We start from the raw sequence: 577 nt of genomic DNA, 5'->3' as shown, positions 1-577 counted from the left end.
CCTTCGACGTGGACAACAACGTGTGGGTGATCGGTGACGACCGCGAGTGCGTCGTCCTGGACGCGCCGCACGACGTGGCGGCGATCCTCGCCCTGGTGGGTGACCGGCAGGTCCGGGCGATCCTGGCCACCCACGCCCACGACGATCACGTCCGGGTGGCGCCCGAGCTGGCCGAGGCCACCGGCGCGCCGGTGCTGCTGCACGCCGCCGACCGGGTCCTCTGGGACATGGTCCACCCGCACCTGCCGCCCAACGGCGAGCTGCACGACGGGCAGAGCATCGAGGTGGGTGGCACCACGCTGCGGGTGCTGCACACCCCCGGGCACAGCCCGGGCGCGTGCAGCTTCCACGCGCCGGAGCTGGGCGCGGTGTTCACGGGCGACACGCTCTTCGCCGGTGGTCCGGGCGCGACGGGCCGCTCGTACAGCGACTTCGACACCATCGTCCGGTCGATCCGCACCCGCCTGTTGACCCTCCCGCCGGAGACGGTCGTGCACACCGGCCATGGCGACGACACGACGATCGGCGCGGAGGCGCCGCACCTGCAGGAGTGGCTGGCCCGCGGCCACTGACTCCT

The 577-nt window shown here is 73.3% G+C and carries 1 protein-coding gene; it reads left to right on the top strand.

Going from position 1 to position 577, the window contains the following annotated elements:
* On the top strand, positions 1-572 hold a 572-nt coding region (locus KBX53_RS35215), incomplete at its 5' end, for an MBL fold metallo-hydrolase (RefSeq protein WP_210864061.1).
* Between the last annotated feature and the right edge of the window lie 5 nt (positions 573-577).

This window comes from Micromonospora sp. M51 (genome assembly GCF_018070305.1).
Lineage (GTDB): Bacteria > Actinomycetota > Actinomycetes > Mycobacteriales > Micromonosporaceae > Micromonospora > Micromonospora parva.
This window is presented reverse-complemented; position numbering and strand designations above follow the sequence as displayed.